Raw genomic sequence first — 19,261 nt, forward strand, 5'->3', positions numbered from 1 at the left:
CACAGGAGTTCCCATGACGGTACGTACACCGCAGCTACAGAGTTTCATTGCCGGCCGCTGGCTCGGCGAGAGTCCCGCCCAGATCTTGCACAGCGCCGTCAACGGCCGTGCCGTCGCAACCACCCACGCCGAGGCGATCGACTTCGGCGAAGCACTGGATCACGCCCGCCAGCAGGGGCTGCCCGGCTTGCTGGCGCTGGACTTCCAGCAACGCGCCGCCCGCCTCAAGGCCCTGGCGAAGTACCTGACCGAACACAAGGAGACGCTCTACGCCATCTCCGCCCACACCGGTGCTACCCGCGCCGATAGCTGGATCGACATCGAAGGCGGCAGCGGCACGCTGTTCACCTATGCCAGCATCGGCACCAATGAATTCCCGTCCTCCAACTTGTTGCATGAGGGGCCGGCCTTTGCGCTGGGCAAGCAGGGCCGCTTCGCCGGCAGCCACATCCTGGTACCGCGCGGCGGCGTGGCGGTGCATATCAATGCCTTCAACTTCCCGGTCTGGGGCATGCTGGAAAAATTCGCGCCAGCTTCCTGGCGGGCATGCCCTGCATCGTCAAGCCGGCCACTGCCACCAGCTATCTAGCCGAAGCTGCAGTGCGGCTGATCCAGCAATCCGGCCTGCTGCCGGCCGGTAGCCTGCAACTGGTGATCGGCGGCACCGGTGACCTGCTGGATCGCCTGCAGCCGCAGGACGTGGTGACCTTCACCGGCTCGGCCGACACCGCCGCCCGCCTGCGGGTCCACCCCAATCTGGTTGCCAATGCCATTCCCTTCAACGCCGAGGCCGATTCGCTGAACTGCGCCATCCTTGGCCCGGATGTGAGCGCGGACGATGAAGAGTTCGAGCTCTTCGTCAAGGAGGTGGCACGCGAGATGACTACCAAGGCCGGCCAGAAATGCACCGCCATCCGGCGCGCCATCGTGCCGCGCCAGCAGGTCGATGCCGTGGCTGAACGGCTGGCAGCGCGGTTGCGCAAGATCGTGGTCGGCGACCCGGCGCTGGAGTCGGTGCGCATGGGGCCGCTGGCTTCCCGTGACCAGCAGCGCGATGTCGAGCAACGGTTGGCGCTGTTGAAGCAGGGCGCCGACATCCTGCTTGGTGCCGGCACGGCATTCCAGCCGCAGGGCGAGGGTGTGGCCGAGGGCGCCTTCTTCGCGCCGACCCTGCTGCTGGCACGCGACACGGCCGCTGGCAGCCCGGTGCATGAAGTCGAAGCCTTTGGCCCCGTCAGCACCCTGTTGCCCTACGACGACCTGGACGAAGCCCTGGCCCTGGCCGCCCGCGGACGCGGCAGCCTGGTGGCCAGCCTGGTCACGCGCACGCCCGCCGTGGCGGCACGTGTCATTCCTGCGGCCGCCGCCTGGCATGGCCGCCTGCTGGTGTTGGATCGCGAATCGGCGCCGGAATCCACCGGCCATGGTTCACCCCTGCCGCAGCTCAAGCACGGCGGCCCCGGTCGTGCCGGCGGCGGCGAAGAACTGGGCGGGGCGCGGGCGGTCAAGCATTACCTGCAGCGTAGTGCGGTGCAGGGTTCGCCCACCATGCTGGCGGCGGTGGTCGGCGAGCATGTGCGCGGCGCCCAGGTCCGTGAATCGGACATCCACCCCTTCCGTCACTATTTCGAAGACCTGCAGATCGGCGATTCGCTGAGCACCCATCGACGCACCGTCACCGAGGCCGACATCGTGAATTTCGGTTGCCTCTCCGGTGACCATTTCTACATGCACTTCGACGACATCTCGGCACGCCAGTCGCCCTTCGGCAAGCGCATCGCCCACGGCTACTTCGTGCTCTCGGCGGCGGCCGGGCTGTTCGTCTCGCCGGCACCCGGGCCGGTGCTGGCCAACTACGGGCTGGATACGCTGCGCTTCGTCAAGCCGGTCGGCATCGGCGACACCCTGCGTGCCCGGCTGACCTGCAAGCGCAAGATCGACCGCAACAGGAAGGACGCCAATGGCCAGGGGCAGGGCGTGGTCGCCTGGGATGTGGAGGTCAGCAACCAGGAGGACGAGCTGGTCGCGTCCTACGACATCCTGACCCTGGTGGCCAAGCGTCCGGTGGCCGCATAGTCATATGACTGAACGGCTGGATGCCGGCAGTCGTTGATTGCGTAAATGATATAAAAAATATAAACGGCTCGACGGAGCCGGAGACCTGCCCGGCCAGCCGCAGCCCGAACTGCGACGGCCGGCAGAACAGGAGGAGACAAATGGATGCAAGCATATTGACCGTGCTGGTGCAGGACGGCATTACCACCGGCGCCATCTATGCGCTGTTGTCGCTGGCGCTGGTGCTGGTGTTTTCGGTGACGCGGGTGATCTTCCTGCCGCAGGGCGAGTTCGTCGCCTTCGGCGCCTTGACGCTGGCGGCGATCCAGAACGGCCAGGCACCCGGCACGGCCTTGCTGTTGCTGGCACTGGGCGGCGTGACGCTGGCGGTGGAAGCCGGCAGCGCATTGCGCCTGCCGCAATCCCGCGCGCGCCTGCGGCGACGCTGGCCCTGGATGCTGGCCACGCAGGTACTGGTGCCGCTGCTGGTGGTCGCAATCACCCGTTACGTCGACCTGCAGACACTGGGCATGCCGCTGCAGATCCTGCTGGCACTGCTCATCGTGGTGCCGATGGGGCCGATGATCTATCGCGTGGCCTACCAGCCGCTGGCGCATTCCAGCGTGCTGGTGCTGTTGATCGTCTCGTTGGGCGTGCACCTGGCCATGGTCGGGCTGGGGCTATTGATGTTCGGGCCGGAAGGCAGCAATACCCGGCCCTTCACCGATCTGCAGTTCAACCTGGGCGAGAGTCCCGTGTCGGGACAGAGCGTGATCGTGCTGGTGACGGTGGCGGCGCTGATCGCGGTGATCTATCTCTTCTTCGAACGTACGCTCACCGGCAAGGCCTTGCGTGCCACCGCCGTCAACCGGCTCGGCGCCAGACTGGTGGGCGTGGGCATCAACCAGGCCGGCAAGCTGTCCTTTGCGATGGCGGCCGGCATCGGTGCGCTGTGCGGCATCCTGATCGCGCCTTTCTCCATTGTCAATTACGAATCGGGGTTCATCATCGCCCTGAAGGGCTTCGTGGGGGCCATCTTCGGCGGACTGGCCAGCTATCCGCTGGCGGCACTGGGTGCGGTCTCGGTGGGCCTGGTCGAGAGCTTTTCCTCGTTCTGGGCCAGCTCGTTCAAGGAATTGATCGTCTTCACGGTCATCCTGCCCATCCTGCTGTGGCGGTCGCTGACCAGCCACCACATCGACGAAGAAGCCTGAGGTCTCCACCATGCCATCCATGCCATCCTTCATGACCCATCGCGCCGCCTGGCCGGTGCTGTTCTTCGCCGTCGTGCTGGCCCTGCCGCAGCTGGGCCTGCCGCCGTTCTGGGTGACCCTGCTGTCCTATGTCGGCCTGTATGCCATCGTCGCCCTGGGGCTGGTCTTGCTGACCGGCGTGGCCGGCCTGATCTCGTTCGGGCAGGCGGCCTTCGTCGGCATCGGCGCCTACACCACCGCCTATCTCACCACGCAATTCGGCCTCTCGCCCTGGGTCGGCCTGTTGGCCGGCATCGCCCTGACCGCCTGCTCGGCGCTGGTGATCGGCGCGCTGACCATGCGCATTTCCGGCCACTATCTCCCCTTGTCCACGATTGCCTGGGGGCTGTCGCTGTACTACCTGTTCGGCAATCTGGAGATGCTGGGCAAGCACGATGGCATCAATGGTATCCCCGCCATCAGCATCGGCAGCTTCGAGTTCGGCAACGGTGGCTCGATGTATCTGTTGATCTGGGGCGTGGTGATCCTGGCGCTGGTTTCGGTCGTCAACTTCCTCGACTCGCGCGCCGGTCGTGCGGTGCGGGCGCTCAAATATGGGTACGTCATGCCCGAGTCCATGGGTGTGGATACCGCCCGGCTGAAGATCGTCATCTTCGTCTATGCCGCCGTACTGGCGGGCATCTCGGGCTGGCTCTACGCGCATCTGCAACAGGCGGTCAATCCCACGCCCTTCGGACTGAAATACGGCATCGACTACCTGTTGATGGTGGTGGTGGGCGGTGCCGGCCATGTCTGGGGTGCGCTGTTGGGTGCGGGATTGCTGGCGGTGTTGAGCAACTTCCTGCAGGAGTGGCTGCCCGGCCTGTTGGGGAGCGGCGGCAACTTCGAAGCCATCGTCTTCGGCATTGCCCTGGTGATCTTCCTGCAGTTCGCCAACGAAGGCCTGTGGCCGCGCCTGCAGGCGCGCTTCGGCCAGCGCCGGGTGCATAGCTTGCGAACAGGTGGCGCGCCGCTGGCACAGTTGCCCAAGCCGCAGCGGGGAGAAGTCATCCTGCAGGTCGAATCGGCCCGCAAGCAGTTCGGCGGATTGGTGGCGGTCAACGATGTCAGCTTCGCGGTCAAGGCTGGCGAGATCGTCGGACTGATCGGGCCGAACGGCGCCGGCAAGTCGACCACCTTCAACCTCGTGACCGGTGTGTTGTCGATCACCAGCGGCAAGCTCGACTATCGCGGCCAGTCATTGGCGGGATTGTCGTCACGCGAAATCTGCAGTCGCGGCATTGCCCGCACCTTCCAGCATGTGCGCCTGGTGCCGGGCATGAGCGTGCTGGAGAACGCTGCCATGGGGGCCTTCCGTCGTGGTGAATATGCCCCCCGCAGCGCGGCATCCTCGCCAGCCTGGTGCGCGCCAATGCATCCGAGGAAGCGCGCATCCTGCAGGAGGCCCGCCACCAGCTGGAGCGCGTCGGCCTGGGCAACATGCTGGACCGGCCTGCCGGCAGCCTGGCGCTGGGCCAGCAGCGCATTCTCGAAATCGCCCGTGCACTCTGCTGCGACCCCGCGCTGCTCCTGCTGGACGAACCCGCCGCCGGCCTGCGCCTGAAGGAGAAGCAAGCCCTGGCGGCGCTGCTGGACAAGCTGCGCGGCGAAGGCATGGCGGTGCTGCTGGTGGAGCATGACATGGACTTCGTCATGCAATTGACCGACCACATCGTGGTCATGGAATTCGGCACCAAGATTGCCGAGGGCACGCCGGCACAGATCCAGGTCCACCCTGCCGTGCTGGAAGCCTATCTCGGAGGAGCCCAATGATGACCGCCGCCACCATGAGCCTGCCGCTGCAGGAGCAGGCCGAAGTACGCACTGCCGTTGCCCCGGTCCTGCTGGAGGTCAGTGGCCTCTCGGCCCGCTATGGCAAGGTCGCCGCGCTGACCGATGCCGCGCTATCCCTGCGGGCCGGCCAGATCGTCACCGTCATCGGCCCCAACGGCGCCGGCAAGTCCACCCTGCTCAACGCCATGATGGGCGCGCTGCCCACGGGCGCCACGGCCAGTGGCAGGATCGTCTTCCAGGGCGAGGATGTGGGGCGGATGGAGATCGAAGAGCGCGTCGCACGCGGCCTCTCGCTGGTGCCGGAAAAGCGCGAACTGTTTGCCAGCATGACGGTGGAAGACAACCTGCTGCTGGGGGCCTACAAGCGTCGTCGCCATGGTGAAGCGGGTTATCTGGATCAGCAGGATTTCGTGTACACCCTGTTCCCACGCCTGAAGGAACGCCGCAAGCAGGCCGCCGGCACGCTCTCCGGCGGCGAACGCCAGATGCTCGCCGTAGGTCGAGCATTGATGGCCAAGCCGCAGGTATTGATGCTGGATGAGCCCAGCCTGGGCCTGGCACCATTGGTGACGCGCGAGATTCTTGCCATCATCAGCCAGCTGCGCAGTACCGGCGTGGCGACCTTGCTGGTGGAACAGAATGCGCGGGCGGCATTGCAGGTGGCTGATTATGGCTATGTGCTGGAGATGGGGGAGATTGTCTGCGAAGGGCCGGCGGTGGTGCTGGGGGCGGATGGGCGGATTGTGGAGAGTTATCTGGGGGTGGGGCGGGGGTGAGCCTGGCTGGTCAGTGGTGTTGACGAGCTATGCCAGCGCCTTGGCGCAGATAAGGGAATGTAGGCCAGCATCAGGCCATGTGCCAAGACTCACCGGCCAAGTGATGTATCCACCAGGAATAAAACCTGTGACCGGCAAAAATGATTTACAGGATTTCTTCCTGTGAAGCGACCATCCACACGCGTTTGAGAGGAAGCTCAGCCTTGAGATCCTCGTCAAGTCGCTCGTATTGTTCGAAGAGTTGCTCCAGGATTTCCTTTTGAGTCCACAGGCGCAGGCGGAAGAACTGTGAGGCCAGTTCCTTCTGCACGTTGCGTTTGAAGCCGCCCCAGGCCACGAACAATCCCTGATCGGCATTGAACTTGGTCATCGCCCCTAGCAATTTATCCACAGGCTCGCGACCAATGGGCGAATCTTCCGACTTGACCTCGATGCACAGGCGCGGCGCAGAGAAGCCCAGGGGGCCGGAGCCGGCCAGGATATCGGCACCGCCATCGGCTCCTTCAGGGCTGCGATAGGTGGTATAGCCCTGCGCCTTGAGGATGCCTTCAATCAAGCGAGTCAAGCCATGGCCTTTGAAGCGGGCAGCGATCAGCGACGCGATCTGGTCTCGCGCCAGCTCGTCCAGATCGGTATCGACCACTTCTTCGTCGACACTGGCCACGGTCACCCCCTTGGTGGCGTCGGCCAGGGCCTCGGCCTTCCACCCACTGGCACGCATGGCGGCGATCCGCTCTTCGGCGTTGTTGCGCTGGATACGGCAGATGGTCATGAAGGCGCCGAAGGAGAACAGCAGGTCCTTGCCGAAGTGGGTGCGGGGGATGGCCTCACCGATCCACTTGACCGCGCGCGAATGGAAGAACGGGCTGGGACCGGCTGGCAGGGCCTGGTAGTTGCCGGTGATTTCACCGATATAGACCGCAGGCTGGGATTTCAGGGGGACTATCACCAGGTCCCCCTTCTTCATGTCGTGGCCGAAGCGCCAGACCTGGCTGACCCAGTTCTGGATGGTCTTGGGCTTGGCCTCGGTATAGCGCTGCATCATTGCGGCGGTGAGCTCACCACGCTGCTGCATCTTGGACAGGTCGACGTCGAGGTCGTCCCAGGTCACGTAGACGCGATTTTCCTGGATGAACTTGTGTTCGTACTCGCCGTGGGAGCCGGCGCGGATGAGCCAGATGGCCATGGATCGTTTCCCCTTTTTTGTTTTCTGCGGCTGATGCGCATGCGATGGTCGGCGTCGATGATAGCTGAAACCTAGGCTCACCGGGCGCCATTGGCTAAGGTAGCGCCGGTTGCAGAGTATTTCGTGGGCTGCCGGGCTGATCTTGGCTAGCCGTCGCCAGGATGCCCAAAAGGCCTCCAAATGGTAGACTCCCGCGATTCAGGACTATGCTCAATGAGTACAGCGCGGCATCGGCTGGCATTGCAGGCGCACGCCGCCGGGTGCTGATTTTTCGCGTGGTCCATTGCAACAGATTCAAAAAGGGAAAATGACGATGACAAGCACACAGCAGCGCGCGGCACTACAACGCCAGATCTGGCAAATCGCCAATGAGGTACGCGGCGCGGTCGATGGTTGGGATTTCAAGCAATATGTGCTCGGCAGCCTGTTTTATCGTTTCATCAGCGAAAACTTTACTGATTACATCACCGGCGGTGATCCCTCAGTGGATTACGCCGAGATGAACGACGACGATGAGAACATCGCAGCCGCCAAGGATGACGCCATCAAGACCAAGGGGTATTTCATCTACCCGAGCCAACTGTTCGTCAACGTGGTTGCCCGGGCTACCACCAACGAAAGTTTGAACACAGACCTGGCTGCGATCTTTTCCGCCATCGAGGGATCGGCCAGCGGCTATGAATCCGAGCAGGACATCAAGGGTTTGTTTGCGGACTTCGATACCACCAGCAACCGACTCGGCAACACGGTCAAGGACAAGAACTCCCGGTTGGCTGCGGTGCTCAAGGGGGTGGCAGGACTGGATTTCGGCGATTTTGATGCGAGTCACATCGATCTGTTCGGCGATGCTTACGAGTTCCTGATCTCCAACTATGCCGCCAATGCCGGCAAGTCGGGGGGCGAGTTTTTTACACCGCAGAATGTGTCCAAGTTGATCGCACAGTTGGCCATGCATGGTCAGAAAACCGTCAACAAGATCTACGACCCGGCTTGTGGTTCCGGATCGCTGTTGTTACAAGCGAAAAAACACTTTGATGCGCACATCTGTTGATTTGCTCGCAGATTTGACCCTCTCCATTTGACCCACCTTCCATTGCCTGCTGAAGGCAGCCACCCGGTCATACGACCCCTCGTATCCCAGTTCTCTTAAGTCCAGGAACATCTGTTTCAGGGTCCTTCTTTGCTTCCGAGATTTGACCGCCTCTGCGCTGAGCCAAGCAGAGAGCCTGGCGGTGAATTCATCGAGCGAGCTTGGCGAACGCCTTGCTGGATAAGCGGGTTCGCTGACATCGGATCGGATGTAGCGGCGAACTGTGTTGCGGGAAATGTCGAGCCTGCGAGCGATTTCCCGAATTGAGATGCGGTCTCTGATGTACCAGCGTCGAATAATTCCAAGTAGGGCCACGTCTATCACTCCGTTCTCCCGCTCGCTGTCATGAGCAGGATTGTGGTCTAAACATGGGTCAACTTTGGATGCAAATTTCCTGGGAAAGTGGGTCAGTTTTCAATGCAAATCAACATGATTTTGCGTCTCCAGGCTTTGGAAGCTGCCGCACGTGTGAGCGATCTGGTTGCCGGCAACCCGCACCCCCTCAAAGGAGACCGTCACGGTCAGTTCGCCCTGGATCTTGCCGGTGGCTGGCGACTCGTCTTTGCTCCGGATCACGACCCTTGTCCCACCGGCGAGGATGGTGCGATCGACTGGTCCGAGGTCACGATCATCTGCATTGAATACATAGGGGATTACCATGATTGAGGCTGATCAGAGCGCTTCCTTTGCTCCAGACTGGGTCCTGCCCCCGGGGGAATCCGTTCTCGACCTGGCCGAGGAGCGTGGCTGGACCCAGGCCGAGTTGGCGCAGCGGCTGGGTTACACTGAAAAGCACGTCAGCCAGCTTATCCATGGCAAGGTGGCGCTCACGCAGGATGCTGCGCAGCGTCTGGAACGTGTGCTGGGTGGCACCATGGATTTCTGGTTGGCGCTGGAGGCAAATTTCCAGAAGCACCTGGCGCGTCTGCGGGCGGCTGAACTTCATGCGGCCTGGATTTCCTGGCTGGATGAATTGCCGCTTCGGGAGCTGATGGCGTGTGGTGCCATTCCGAAACAACGGGTTGACGGCAAGCATAAGCCCGGCCTTGTGGATAGCTGTCTGCGCTTCTTTGGCGTCGCTACGCCAGACGAGTGGCGTACTCACTACGGCGGAATGCAGGTGGCGTTTCGTCGTACCCGCTCCGAGCAGAGTGACGTCGGCGCCATTTCGGCCTGGCTTCGATTAGGTGAGCAGCAGGCGGAAAAGCTTGATGGTCCCCCCTATGACAGAGGTCGTTTCGAGAGGTCGCTGGAGACTATCCGCGGCTTGACGCAGCATGCTCCTGACGTGTTCGAGCCGAAGTTGCGCGCCTTGCTGCACGATGCCGGGGTGTCGCTGGTTCTCGTGCCTGCCATTTCCCGGGCGCATGTTAGCGGGGTGGCGCGCTGGTTGAGTCCGACGCGTCCACTGATTCAGCTGTCGCTCTACGGCAGGACCAATGACAAATTCTGGTTCAGTTTTTTCCACGAGGCTGCGCACATCTTGTTGCATGCCAATAGCAGGGAAGAGAAAAAATCCATCTTTCTCGACGATCCCAATGCCACAGACAGACAGGACCCGCAAGAGCTGGAGGCGGATGCCTGGGCTCGTAGCCGCCTGATCCCCGAGAAGTATGAGGGCGACTTGCCGAAACTGAAGACCAAGTTTGAGGTCAAGGCATTTGCAAGCAGGGTTGGTGTGCATTCGGGCATCGTGGTGGGGCGACTGCAACATGATGGCTTGATTGCGCCTTCATGGATGAACGATCTTAAGCAGAGTTTGCGGTTCGGCGAAAAAAGCGCCGTCTGAGTTGATGGTCGCCGTCAGAAACCTTTATCTGCCGATGCGTTTGCGCTCATGATCTGACTCAAACGACAAGCCCCGCTGATGCGGGGCTTGTCGTTGATGCGCACTCAATGAGGCAGAGAGGCGAAATACTCTGAAATGTCTTGTCTCAGACGTTGAACAGGAAGTTCATCACATCCCCATCCTTGACCACATACTCCTTGCCTTCGGCCCGCATCTTGCCTGCTTCCTTGGCACCGGTCTCACCCTTGCAGGCGATGTAGTCCTCGAAGGCGATGGTCTGCGCGCGGATGAAGCCGCGCTCGAAGTCGGTGTGGATCACACCCGCGGCTTGCGGGCCGGTGGCGCCGACAGGCACGGTCCAGGCGCGCACTTCCTTCACGCCAGCGGTGAAGTAGGTCTGCAGGCCCAGCAGCTTGAAGGCAGCGCGGATCAGACGGTCCAGGCCCGGTTCTTCCATGCCCATGTCGGCCAGGAAGTCGACCTTGTCGGCGTCGTCCAGGTCGGCGATCTCGGCTTCGATGGCGGCGCAGATGGCCACGATGGGGGCGTTCTGTTCCTTGGCATAGCCGGTCAGCTGGTCCAGCAACGGGTTGTTGGTGAAGCCGCTATCGGACACGTTGGCTACATACATGGCCGGCTTGGCGGTGATCAGGCACAGCGGCTTGATCAGCAGCATCTCTTCGGCATCCAGGCCCAGGGCACGCACCGGCTTGGCTTCGTCCAGCGCCGGCATGATGCGTTCCAGCAGGGCGACCAGCTTGGCGGCGTCCTTGTCGCCGGAACGGGCTTTCTTCTGTTCGCGGTGGATGGCCTTCTCGACCGTGCCCATGTCGGCCAGGGCCAGTTCGGTCTGGATCACGGCGATGTCGTCCAGCGGGCTGACGCGGCCGGCAACGTGGATCACGTTGGGGTCTTCGAAGCAGCGCACCACGTTGACGATGGCGTCGGTCTCGCGGATGTGCGAGAGGAACTGGTTGCCCAGGCCTTCACCCTTGGAGGCACCCGCCACCAGGCCGGCGATGTCGACGAATTCGACGGTCGCCGGCAGGATGCGCTCAGGCTTGACGATCTCGGCCAGCGCCTTCAGGCGCGGATCGGGCACTTCCACGATGCCGACATTGGGCTCGATGGTGCAGAACGGATAGTTCTCGGCGGCGATGCCGGCCTTGGTCAGCGCGTTGAAAAGGGTGGACTTACCGACGTTGGGCAGACCCACGATGCCGCATTTGAGGCTCATGACAGATTCTTCCGAAAGCAAAACCGACATTGTAGCAAGCCGTGCGCCGCAACCCTATGCTTTGCTTGGCTGCATTGTTCTTCCGGGCTGGTCCTCGGTGCGCCGGCATCCTTGTCGGGAAACCATGAGGGCCCCTCGACATGGAGCGTTTTGGGGGCAAATCACACCCGTGTTGTCTTTTGTATATGAATTCGTTGCGTATATGCCACGCAATGGGAAATATCTGAAATGCACAATATTTAACTGACTCATTCGTCAGCAAGTTGGTTGTTGGCAATAGTTATCAAGTTCCTCTAAATTGCATGCAACTTGTAAAGAAAAGGCTCGTTTCGCCGCGGCCATTTACACGCTGTATTGCCCTCTTGAAAGCGATTTGTAAAATTTGCTCTACAATGTCGGTTTTCCAAAGAACTCGAAGAATCCCTTTGCCTAATATCGTTGAAATCCGCGATCTGCACTTCCGTTATGGCGACCGGCCGATCCTGTCCGGTCTCCATATGGATTTCCCGCGCGGAAAGGTGGTGGCGGTCATGGGCGGTTCCGGTTCGGGCAAGACCACCATCCTGCGGTTGATCGGCGGACAGTTGCAGCCGCAGCAGGGCAGGGTGGAAGTGGATGGCGAAAACGTGCCCGACCTGGGGACCGGACAACTGTATTTGTTGCGTCGCAAGATGGGCATGCTGTTCCAGAACGGCGCGCTGTTTACCGACATGACGGTGTTCGACAACGTGGCCTTTCCACTGCGCGAGCATACCGACCTGGATGAAACGCTCATCCGCGACCTGGTCCTGATGAAGCTCAACGCTGTCGGCCTGCGCAATGCGGCAGCGCTGAAGCCGGCGGAAATCTCCGGCGGCATGGCGCGGCGCGTGGCGCTGGCCCGGGCGATCGCGCTGGACCCGGCGCTGATCATGTATGACGAGCCCTTCGCCGGCCTCGATCCGATTTCCATGGGTGTGACCGCCAACCTGATCCGTCGTCTCAATGATGCGCTGGGGTCGACATCCATCCTGGTGTCGCACGACGTCAATGAATCCTTCGGTATCGCCGATTATGTGTATTTCCTGTCCGCCGGCAAGATCGTGGCCCAGGGTACACCGGAAGAGATGCGTCATTCCACCGATCCCTATGTGAAGCAATTTGTCCACGCCGAGGCCGATGGGCCGGTGCCTTTCCACTATCCCGGCAAGTCGCTGGCCGAGGACCTGGGTCTGGGAGGCGGCGCATGATCGTCGGTCTCGTCAGCGGCCTGGGCCGCAGTATCCGGGAGTTCGTGGTCGGGGTCGGCTTTGCCACGCGCATGTTCGTCAACATGCTGGGCGCCTCGTTGGGCTTGCTGCGTCGTCCGCGCCTCATTACCGACCAGATCCACTTCATCGGTAACTATTCGCTGGTGATCATCGCGGTGTCCGGCTTGTTCGTGGGCTTCGTACTGGGTCTGCAGGGTTATTACACGCTCAATAAATACGGTTCCGAACAGGCGCTGGGTCTGCTGGTGGCCCTGTCGCTGACGCGTGAACTGGGTCCGGTGGTGACTGCGCTGCTGTTTGCCGGGCGCGCCGGGACCTCGCTGACCGCCGAGATTGGCCTGATGAAGGCCGGCGAGCAACTGTCGGCCATGGAGATGATGGCCGTGAACCCGCTGCAACGCGTGGTCGCGCCGCGTTTCTGGGCAGGTGTCATCGCCATGCCGGTGCTGGCGGCGATCTTCAGTGCCGTGGGCGTCATGGGCGGTTATGTGGTCGGCGTGCTGCTGATCGGCGTCGATGAAGGTGCCTTCTGGTCGCAGATGCAGGGCGGGGTGGACGTCTGGAACGATATCGCCAACGGCGTGCTGAAAAGCGTCGTCTTCGGCGTGGCAGTGACCTTCGTGGCGCTGTTCCAGGGTTACCAGGCGCAGCCCACGCCGGAGGGGGTGGCACGCGCCACCACCCGCACTGTGGTGATCGCTTCGCTGATGGTGCTGGGCCTGGACTTCCTGCTGACCGCGCTGATGTTCAGCTGATCGCGGCAAAGAATGTAGAGCGCCCGTACGCGGGCGACGATGAATATAGAGGGTTGAACTATGCAACGTAAATCACTGGATGCCTGGGTTGGAATCTTCGTGCTGCTGGGCGTGGCTGCGCTGGTGTTCCTGGCGCTCAAGGCTGGCAACATGAGCTCGATGTCCTTCGGTCAGAAGACCTATGCGCTCAAGGCCAGCTTCGACAACATCGGCGGCCTGAAGTCGCGTGCGGCGGTCAAGAGCGCCGGCGTGGTGGTGGGCCGCGTGGACTCGATCCGCTTCGACGACCAGACCTTCCGCGCCGTGGTGATGCTGAACATGGACGAAGGCTACAAATTCCCCAAGGACAGCTCCGCAAAGATTCTGACTTCGGGTCTGTTGGGTGAACAATACATCGGCATCGAACCGGGCGGCGATACTGCTAACCTGGCTTCGGGCGATACCATTAAGATGACGCAATCCGCAATCGTGCTGGAGAACCTGATCGGTCAGTTCCTCTACAGCAAGGCGGCAGAGGGAAAGGATGATTCAAAATGAATAAGAAGACCATCAACACCGCCTACGCGAGCCGCCTGGGCGCCATCGCCCTGGCAGCCGCAGCCCTGACCGGCTGCGCCAGCACCAGCAACAATCCCAATGATCCGTTGGAAGGTTTCAACCGGACCATGTTCAGCTTCAACGACACGGTCGACAAGGTGGCCCTGAAGCCGGCAGCGCAGGCCTATGACGCGGTGGTGCCCAATCCGGTGCAGCATGGCGTGGGCAACTTCTTCGGCAACATCGGCGACCTGTGGTCGTCGATCAACCAGCTGCTGCAGGGTCGCGTCGAGCAGGGTGTATCGACCTTCATGCGCGTGGCCATCAACACCACCTTCGGTCTGGGTGGCGTGCTGGACGTGGCGACCGAAGCTCGCCTGCCGCGTGAAAAGTCCGATTTCGGCCAGACCCTGGGCAAGTGGGGCGTAGGCTCGGGCCCGTACGTGGTGCTGCCGTTCTTCGGCCCGTCGACCGTGCGTGATACCGCCGGCCTGCCGGTGGACCTGTATGGCGACCTGTGGACCTACAAGCGTCCGGTACGCTGGCGCAACGTCGGTGCGGTGGTGCGCATCGTCGACCGCCGCGCCCAGTTGCTGGATGCCTCGACCCTGCTGGAAGACGCCGCGCTGGACAAGTACGATTTCGTGCGTGATGCCTACCTGCAACGTCGCCAGAGCCAGATCAATGGCGCCGGTGGCGGCAAGGATCAGCCGGAAAACACCATCGAGCCGTAAAGCCCTGATCGGCCGGCCTGGCTGACTGGCCCGGCTGCGCCCCGCTGGCTGCGATGCCGATTGCATCGCCGCCAGTGCGGCGGCCCTTGAAAACCTGCTGAACTGCATTATCTGTAACACCCGTAGCCAACTGTGACGGCACGGGAACCCCGTCATTTGGCGGGTTTCGAAGGAGTTGCCGGCGCTGGTCGCCGACGCTGGTTGCCGGAAGCATGCCGATGCGCATGCCTGCCCGTGCAGAATCCGGCCCCTTCCGCTGACTCGAATGGAAAACCACTTATGAAGATGCTTGCCAAACTTTTCGCCATTGCCGCCATCGCCGTTCCCGCCCTGTCCTTCTCGGGCGCCGCTTCCGCCCAGGAGGCTCCGGATGCCCTGGTCAAGCGCATCAGTTCGGAGGTGCTGGACACCGCCAAGAACGACAAGGACATCCAGGCCGGCAACAACGGCCGCATCATGCAACTGGTCGAACAGAAGATCCTGCCGTACGTGGACTTCGAGCGCATGACCCAGCTGGCCGCCGGCCGATACTGGCGCCAGGCCACGCCGGAACAGCAGAAGGAGCTGATCACCCAGTTCCGCAGCCTGCTGGTGTTCACCTACTCCGGCGCCCTGTCGCAGGTCCGTGACCAGAAGATCGAATTCAAGCCCCTGCGCGCCGCCCCTGGCGATACCGAAGTGGAAGTGAACTCGCAGGTCATTTCCTCGCGTGGCGGTGAACCCATCCAGCTGAGCTATCGCCTGGAAAAGAAGGCCGACGGCTGGAAGCTGTATGACGTCAACGTGCTGGGCGCCTGGCTGGTCGAGGCCTATCGCGGCACTTTCTCCAGCGAGATCAGCAAGGGCGGCATCGACGGCCTGATCAAGGCGTTGAGCGACAAGAACCAGCAACTGGCTGCCCGCAGCAACGGCAAGAAGTAATTTTCTTCACCGATCCGAAAGAACCTGCACCATGTTCAAGCCCGGCACCTCGCTGACCTTCACCAATGCCAGTACTGTCCTGCGCGACGGCCTCTCGGCCATCGCCGCCGGGCAGGGCCGCATCGATGTGAGCGAGGTGACCGTGGTCGATTCCTCGGCCGTGGCTACACTGCTGGCCTGGCGGCGCGCGGCTGCCGAGCGTGGCGCAGCGCTGGAATTTGGCACCCTGCCGGCCAATCTGCAGAGCCTGGCCGACCTCTACGGTGTTTCCGCCCTGCTGCAAGGCACGGCGGCGCCTACCTCCGCGACCGATCGACATCACTGATCGGTCCAGTCCCTCCGGCCGGTGCGGATGACCCGCGGCGGCCCGGAAAATCGAATTCCCCTATAATCGAATGTTTTGCAGGCGCGCTTGCGGCCTCGTGCACCGGATTTTTCCTCCCTTGAACGTGGCTTCACCTGAGCCCGGCAAAACCTGAATACCAGCGATCTGCGGCCTGACCGCGATGGCATAACGACAACATGGCTGCGTCACCGCCGTACCTCCCCTACAGGACGGCAGGCGGCACGGGGCCAGGGCGAGGCGGGTGAGGGATTCCTGGTGGATTCCCGCTCCCTCATTTCTTTCTGGCAAATAACGTATCGAATGGGCGAGGCAATGGCCGCTCTCCAAATCACAGACATCAAGAAGCGTTACCAGTCGCTGCAGGCGCTGGGCGGCGTTTCGCTGGCAATCGAGGAAGGTGAGTTCTTCGGCTTGCTCGGGCCCAACGGCGCCGGCAAGACCACGCTGATCTCCATCATCGCCGGCCTGAACCGGGCTGATTCCGGTTCGGTCACCATCCACGGTCACGACGTCGTCAGCGACTATCGCGCGGCCCGCATGAAGCTGGGCGTGGTGCCGCAGGAACTGGTGTTCGATCCCTTCTTCACGGTGCGCGAGACGCTGCGCATGCAGTCCGGTTACTTCGGCCTGCGCAACAACGACAAGTGGATCGACGAGGTCATGGAAAACCTGGACCTCACCAACAAGGCCGATACCAATATGCGCGCCCTGTCGGGCGGCATGAAGCGCCGCGTGCTGGTGGCCCAGGCGCTGGTGCACAAGCCGCCGGTGATCGTGCTGGATGAACCCACGGCCGGCGTGGACGTCGAGTTGCGCCAGACCCTGTGGCATTTCATCGGTCGCCTCAACCGCGAAGGCCATACCATCGTGCTGACCACGCACTACCTGGAAGAGGCGCAGGCGCTGTGCAACCGCATCGCCATGCTCAAGTTCGGGCAGGTGGTGGCGCTGGATTCGACCGAGGGCCTGATCCGCCGCATCTCGGGCTCGCAGATGGTGCTCAAGCTCAAGCGCAGCGCGCTGCCGGACGGCCTCAAGGCGCTGGTGACGCATCCGGAAGAACTGCTCGCCGGCAACACCGCCAACAAGTACACGCTGCGCGTGAATGACTACAAGGAAGTCGAACCCATCCTGGCCACGCTGCGCGCCGCCGGCGCCGAGATCGACGATCTGCAGTTGCAGCAGGCCGACCTGGAAGACGTCTTCATCCAGATCATGGGAGATGAAAAATGATCGGTTTCCGTACCCTTTTCTACAAGGAAATCCTGCGTTTCTGGAAGGTCGCCACCCAGACCATCACGGCCCCGGTGGTGACGGCGCTGCTCTATCTGCTGATCTTCGGCCATGTGCTGCAGGACCGCGTGCAGGTCTATCCGGGCGTGAACTACACCGGTTTCCTGGTGCCGGGCCTGGTGATGATGAGCGTGTTGCAGAATGCCTTTGCCAACAGTTCGTCCTCGCTGATCCAGTCCAAGATCACCGGTAACCTGGTGTTCGTGCTGCTCACGCCACTGTCGCATTGGGAAATGTTCGGTGGCTATGTGCTGGCGGCCGTGGTGCGTGGCCTGATGGTGGGTGCCGGTGTGTTCGTGGTGACGGTCTGGTTCGGTCATCTGGACTTCGTGGCGCCGCTGTGGATCCTGGTGTTTGCGCTGCTGGGCGCAGGCATTCTGGGGACCATGGGCCTGATCGCGGGTATCTGGGCCGAGAAGTTCGACCAGCTGGCGGCGTTCCAGAATTTCCTGATCGTGCCGCTGACCTTCCTGGCTGGCGTGTTCTATTCGATACACTCGCTGCCCCCGTTCTGGCAGGCGGTATCGCATTTCAACCCGTTTTTTTATATGATCGATGGCTTTCGCTACGGCTTCTTCGGTCAGTCCGACATTCCCCCTATGACCAGCCTCGGTATCGTCGCCGTGTTCTTCGTGGCGCTGTCCACGCTGGCCGTGCGCATGCTCAAGAGCGGTTACAAGTTGCGCGCCGGTTCGCATTGAGCCCCCCGGCATTCCCCCTATTCCTGTGAAGAGCCTCACCATGCTACCCACCCCCGAACTCGTCAAAAGCTATATCGCCGCCGGCCTGGAGTGCCAGCACCTCGAAGTGGAGGGCGACGGCCAGCACTTCACCGCCGTCATCGTCGCCGATGCCTTTACCGGCAAGCGCCTGATCCAGCGTCACCAGCTGGTCTACGCCGCCCTGGGCGACCGCATGCGCGAAGAAATCCACGCGCTGTCGATGAAGACGCTGACCCCCGAAGAATTCCAGAAATAAGGCAATACGATGGACAAGCTCCTGATCCGTGGCGGCAAGCGCCTCTCCGGCGATGTCACCATTTCCGGCGCCAAGAATGCCGCCCTGCCCATCCTGTGCGCGGGTCTGCTGACGGCCGATGATCTGCACCTGACCAATGTGCCGCACCTGCAGGACGTGGTCACGATTACCCAGCTGATGAAGCAGATGGGCCTGCGCGTGCGCGAGAACGGCGAGGAGATGGTGCTCAACGGCAACGACATCACCCGTCCCGAAGCACCCTATGAGCTGGTCAAGACCATGCGCGCCTCGATCCTGGTGCTGGGTCCGCTGCTGGCCCGCTTCGGCCAGGCCAAGGTCTCGCTGCCGGGTGGCTGCGCGATCGGCTCGCGGCCGGTGGATCAGCACATCAAGGGCCTGCAGGCCATGGGTGCCGAGATCCATATCGAGGGCGGCTACATCCACGCCAAGGCCAAGCGCCTCAAGGGTGCGCGCATCGTCACCGACATGATTACCGTCACCGGCACCGAAAACCTGCTGATGGCCGCAGTCCTGGCCGATGGCGAGACGGTGCTGGAAAACGCCGCGCGCGAACCTGAAGTGGGCGATCTGGCCCAGCTGCTGGTGAAGATGGGCGCCAAAATCGAAGGCATCGGCACCGACCGCCTGGTGATCCAGGGCGTGGACAAGCTGCACGGCGCCTCGCACCAGGTGATCGCTGACCGCATCGAAACCGGTACCTTCCTGTGTGCCGTGGCTGCCACTGGCGGTGACGTGACCCTGCAGCGCACCCGCGCCGGGCTGCTGGATGCCGCGCTGGACAAGCTGCGCGACGCCGGTGCCATCCTCACCTCGGGCGAGGACTGGATTCGCATCCAGATGGCACGTCGGCCCAAGGCCGTGAGTTTCCGCACCACCGAATATCCTGGCTTCCCGACCGATATGCAGGCGCAGTTCATGGCGCTGAACTGCATCGCCGAAGGCACCAGCCACGTCACGGAGACCATCTTCGAGAACCGTTTCATGCACGTGCAGGAATTGAACCGCCTGGGCGCGGCCATCGATGTGGAGGGCAACACCGCCATCGTCACCGGCGTGGAAAAATTCATCGGTGCGCCGGTGATGGCCACCGACCTGCGTGCCTCGGCCTCGCTGGTTATCGCCGGCCTGGCTGCACAGGGCGAGACGGTGGTGGAGCGCATCTACCACCTCGACCGTGGTTACGACCGCATGGAAGCCAAGCTGTCGGCCATCGGGGCGGACATCCAGCGCATCAAATAAGTTTTCG

General features: G+C 62.2%; 18 protein-coding genes and 2 pseudogenes. 17 read left to right on the forward strand and 3 right to left on the reverse strand.

Annotation, left to right across the window (positions count from 1 at the left end; all coding sequences use genetic code 11):
• The first annotated feature begins 13 nt into the window (after positions 1-13).
• From paaZ to ACEOAC_RS03905, 4 genes and pseudogenes are all read left to right on the forward strand, one after another.
• Positions 14-2,076 (forward strand): annotated as a pseudogene (gene paaZ / locus ACEOAC_RS03890) (phenylacetic acid degradation bifunctional protein PaaZ).
• 140 nt (positions 2,077-2,216) lie between these two features.
• Positions 2,217-3,269, forward strand: coding sequence for a branched-chain amino acid ABC transporter permease (locus ACEOAC_RS03895; RefSeq protein WP_413628700.1), 1,053 nt, complete (start codon positions 2,217-2,219; stop codon positions 3,267-3,269).
• A 19-nt stretch (positions 3,270-3,288) separates the two neighbouring features.
• Positions 3,289-5,081 (forward strand): annotated as a pseudogene (locus ACEOAC_RS03900) (ABC transporter permease subunit).
• Positions 5,081-5,878 carry an ABC transporter ATP-binding protein gene (locus ACEOAC_RS03905; RefSeq protein ID WP_413628701.1) on the forward strand — a complete coding sequence of 266 codons (798 nt, stop codon included), beginning with the start codon at positions 5,081-5,083 and terminating at the stop codon, positions 5,876-5,878. Before ACEOAC_RS03900 ends, ACEOAC_RS03905 begins: the two are co-directional and overlap by 1 nt.
• A 145-nt stretch (positions 5,879-6,023) precedes the next feature.
• Here ACEOAC_RS03905 and ACEOAC_RS03910 read toward each other — a convergent pair whose 3' ends face one another.
• Positions 6,024-7,064 (reverse strand): restriction endonuclease, encoded by a 1,041-nt coding sequence (locus tag ACEOAC_RS03910; protein ID WP_413443464.1) that lies wholly within the window; start codon positions 7,062-7,064, stop codon positions 6,024-6,026.
• A gap of 313 nt (positions 7,065-7,377) precedes the next feature.
• On the opposite strand from ACEOAC_RS03910, the gene ACEOAC_RS03915 reads away from it, so the two are divergent.
• The gene (locus ACEOAC_RS03915; RefSeq protein WP_413443463.1) at positions 7,378-8,115 is read left to right on the forward strand and encodes a type I restriction-modification system subunit M; all 738 of its coding nucleotides are present in this window, start codon (positions 7,378-7,380) and stop codon (positions 8,113-8,115) included.
• Here ACEOAC_RS03915 and ACEOAC_RS03920 read toward each other — a convergent pair.
• Positions 8,077-8,478 carry a winged helix-turn-helix transcriptional regulator gene (locus tag ACEOAC_RS03920; protein WP_413628702.1) on the reverse strand — a complete coding sequence of 134 codons (402 nt, stop codon included), beginning with the start codon at positions 8,476-8,478 and terminating at the stop codon, positions 8,077-8,079. The two genes, ACEOAC_RS03915 and ACEOAC_RS03920, sit on opposite strands and share 39 nt — an antisense overlap.
• Before the next feature lie 105 nt (positions 8,479-8,583).
• Between ACEOAC_RS03920 and ACEOAC_RS03925 the strand changes: the two genes are divergently transcribed.
• Both ACEOAC_RS03925 and ACEOAC_RS03930 read left to right on the forward strand, forming a co-directional pair.
• Positions 8,584-8,820: a killer suppression protein HigA gene (locus ACEOAC_RS03925; RefSeq protein WP_413443462.1), complete on the forward strand. Its 237-nt coding sequence runs from the start codon at positions 8,584-8,586 to the stop codon at positions 8,818-8,820.
• Positions 8,813-9,943 (forward strand): helix-turn-helix domain-containing protein, encoded by a 1,131-nt coding sequence (locus ACEOAC_RS03930; protein ID WP_413443461.1) that lies wholly within the window; start codon positions 8,813-8,815, stop codon positions 9,941-9,943. Before ACEOAC_RS03925 ends, ACEOAC_RS03930 begins: the two co-directional genes overlap by 8 nt.
• Positions 9,944-10,088: 145 nt before the next feature.
• On the opposite strand, the gene ychF is transcribed toward ACEOAC_RS03930, so the two are convergent.
• Positions 10,089-11,180, reverse strand: a complete 1,092-nt coding sequence (gene ychF / locus ACEOAC_RS03935) for a redox-regulated ATPase YchF (RefSeq protein WP_006461559.1) — start codon at positions 11,178-11,180, stop codon at positions 10,089-10,091.
• 425 nt (positions 11,181-11,605) lie between these two features.
• Here ychF and ACEOAC_RS03940 point away from each other — a divergent pair, with 425 nt between their 5' ends.
• The 10 genes from ACEOAC_RS03940 to murA all read left to right on the forward strand — a co-directional run bounded on the left by ACEOAC_RS03940 (position 11,606) and on the right by murA (position 19,254).
• Entirely contained in the window at positions 11,606-12,409 is an 804-nt protein-coding gene (locus tag ACEOAC_RS03940; RefSeq protein ID WP_006461560.1) for an ABC transporter ATP-binding protein, read from the forward strand.
• On the forward strand, positions 12,406-13,185 hold the full coding sequence (gene mlaE, locus ACEOAC_RS03945; protein ID WP_102663538.1) for a lipid asymmetry maintenance ABC transporter permease subunit MlaE: 780 nt from the start codon (positions 12,406-12,408) through the stop codon (positions 13,183-13,185). Before ACEOAC_RS03940 ends, mlaE begins: the two co-directional genes overlap by 4 nt.
• Positions 13,186-13,245: 60 nt before the next feature.
• Positions 13,246-13,722: an outer membrane lipid asymmetry maintenance protein MlaD gene (gene mlaD / locus ACEOAC_RS03950; protein WP_006461562.1), complete on the forward strand. Its 477-nt coding sequence runs from the start codon at positions 13,246-13,248 to the stop codon at positions 13,720-13,722.
• Positions 13,719-14,456: a VacJ family lipoprotein gene (locus tag ACEOAC_RS03955; RefSeq protein ID WP_077236054.1), complete on the forward strand. Its 738-nt coding sequence runs from the start codon at positions 13,719-13,721 to the stop codon at positions 14,454-14,456. Before mlaD ends, ACEOAC_RS03955 begins: the two co-directional genes overlap by 4 nt.
• Positions 14,457-14,735: 279 nt before the next feature.
• Positions 14,736-15,377 (forward strand): phospholipid-binding protein MlaC, encoded by a 642-nt coding sequence (locus ACEOAC_RS03960; protein ID WP_241813561.1) that lies wholly within the window; start codon positions 14,736-14,738, stop codon positions 15,375-15,377.
• 31 nt (positions 15,378-15,408) lie between these two features.
• On the forward strand, positions 15,409-15,702 hold the full coding sequence (locus ACEOAC_RS03965) for a lipid asymmetry maintenance protein MlaB (protein ID WP_241813560.1): 294 nt from the start codon (positions 15,409-15,411) through the stop codon (positions 15,700-15,702).
• Between the two features lie 333 nt (positions 15,703-16,035).
• Entirely contained in the window at positions 16,036-16,956 is a 921-nt protein-coding gene (locus ACEOAC_RS03970; protein WP_077236287.1) for an ABC transporter ATP-binding protein, read from the forward strand.
• A complete protein-coding gene (locus ACEOAC_RS03975; protein WP_006461567.1) occupies positions 16,953-17,717 on the forward strand; it encodes an ABC transporter permease in 765 nt (254 codons plus the stop codon). The genes ACEOAC_RS03970 and ACEOAC_RS03975 overlap by 4 nt, the downstream gene beginning before the upstream one ends.
• 40 nt (positions 17,718-17,757) lie before the next feature.
• A complete protein-coding gene (locus ACEOAC_RS03980; RefSeq protein ID WP_006461568.1) occupies positions 17,758-17,994 on the forward strand; it encodes a BolA family protein in 237 nt (78 codons plus the stop codon).
• 9 nt (positions 17,995-18,003) lie between these two features.
• Positions 18,004-19,254, forward strand: a complete 1,251-nt coding sequence (gene murA / locus ACEOAC_RS03985; protein WP_102663533.1) for a UDP-N-acetylglucosamine 1-carboxyvinyltransferase — start codon at positions 18,004-18,006, stop codon at positions 19,252-19,254.
• Positions 19,255-19,261: the final 7 nt, after the last annotated feature.

Origin of the sequence: Herbaspirillum frisingense (genome assembly GCF_047325095.1) — a bacterium.
Taxonomy (GTDB): Bacteria; Pseudomonadota; Gammaproteobacteria; order Burkholderiales; family Burkholderiaceae_D; genus Herbaspirillum; species Herbaspirillum frisingense.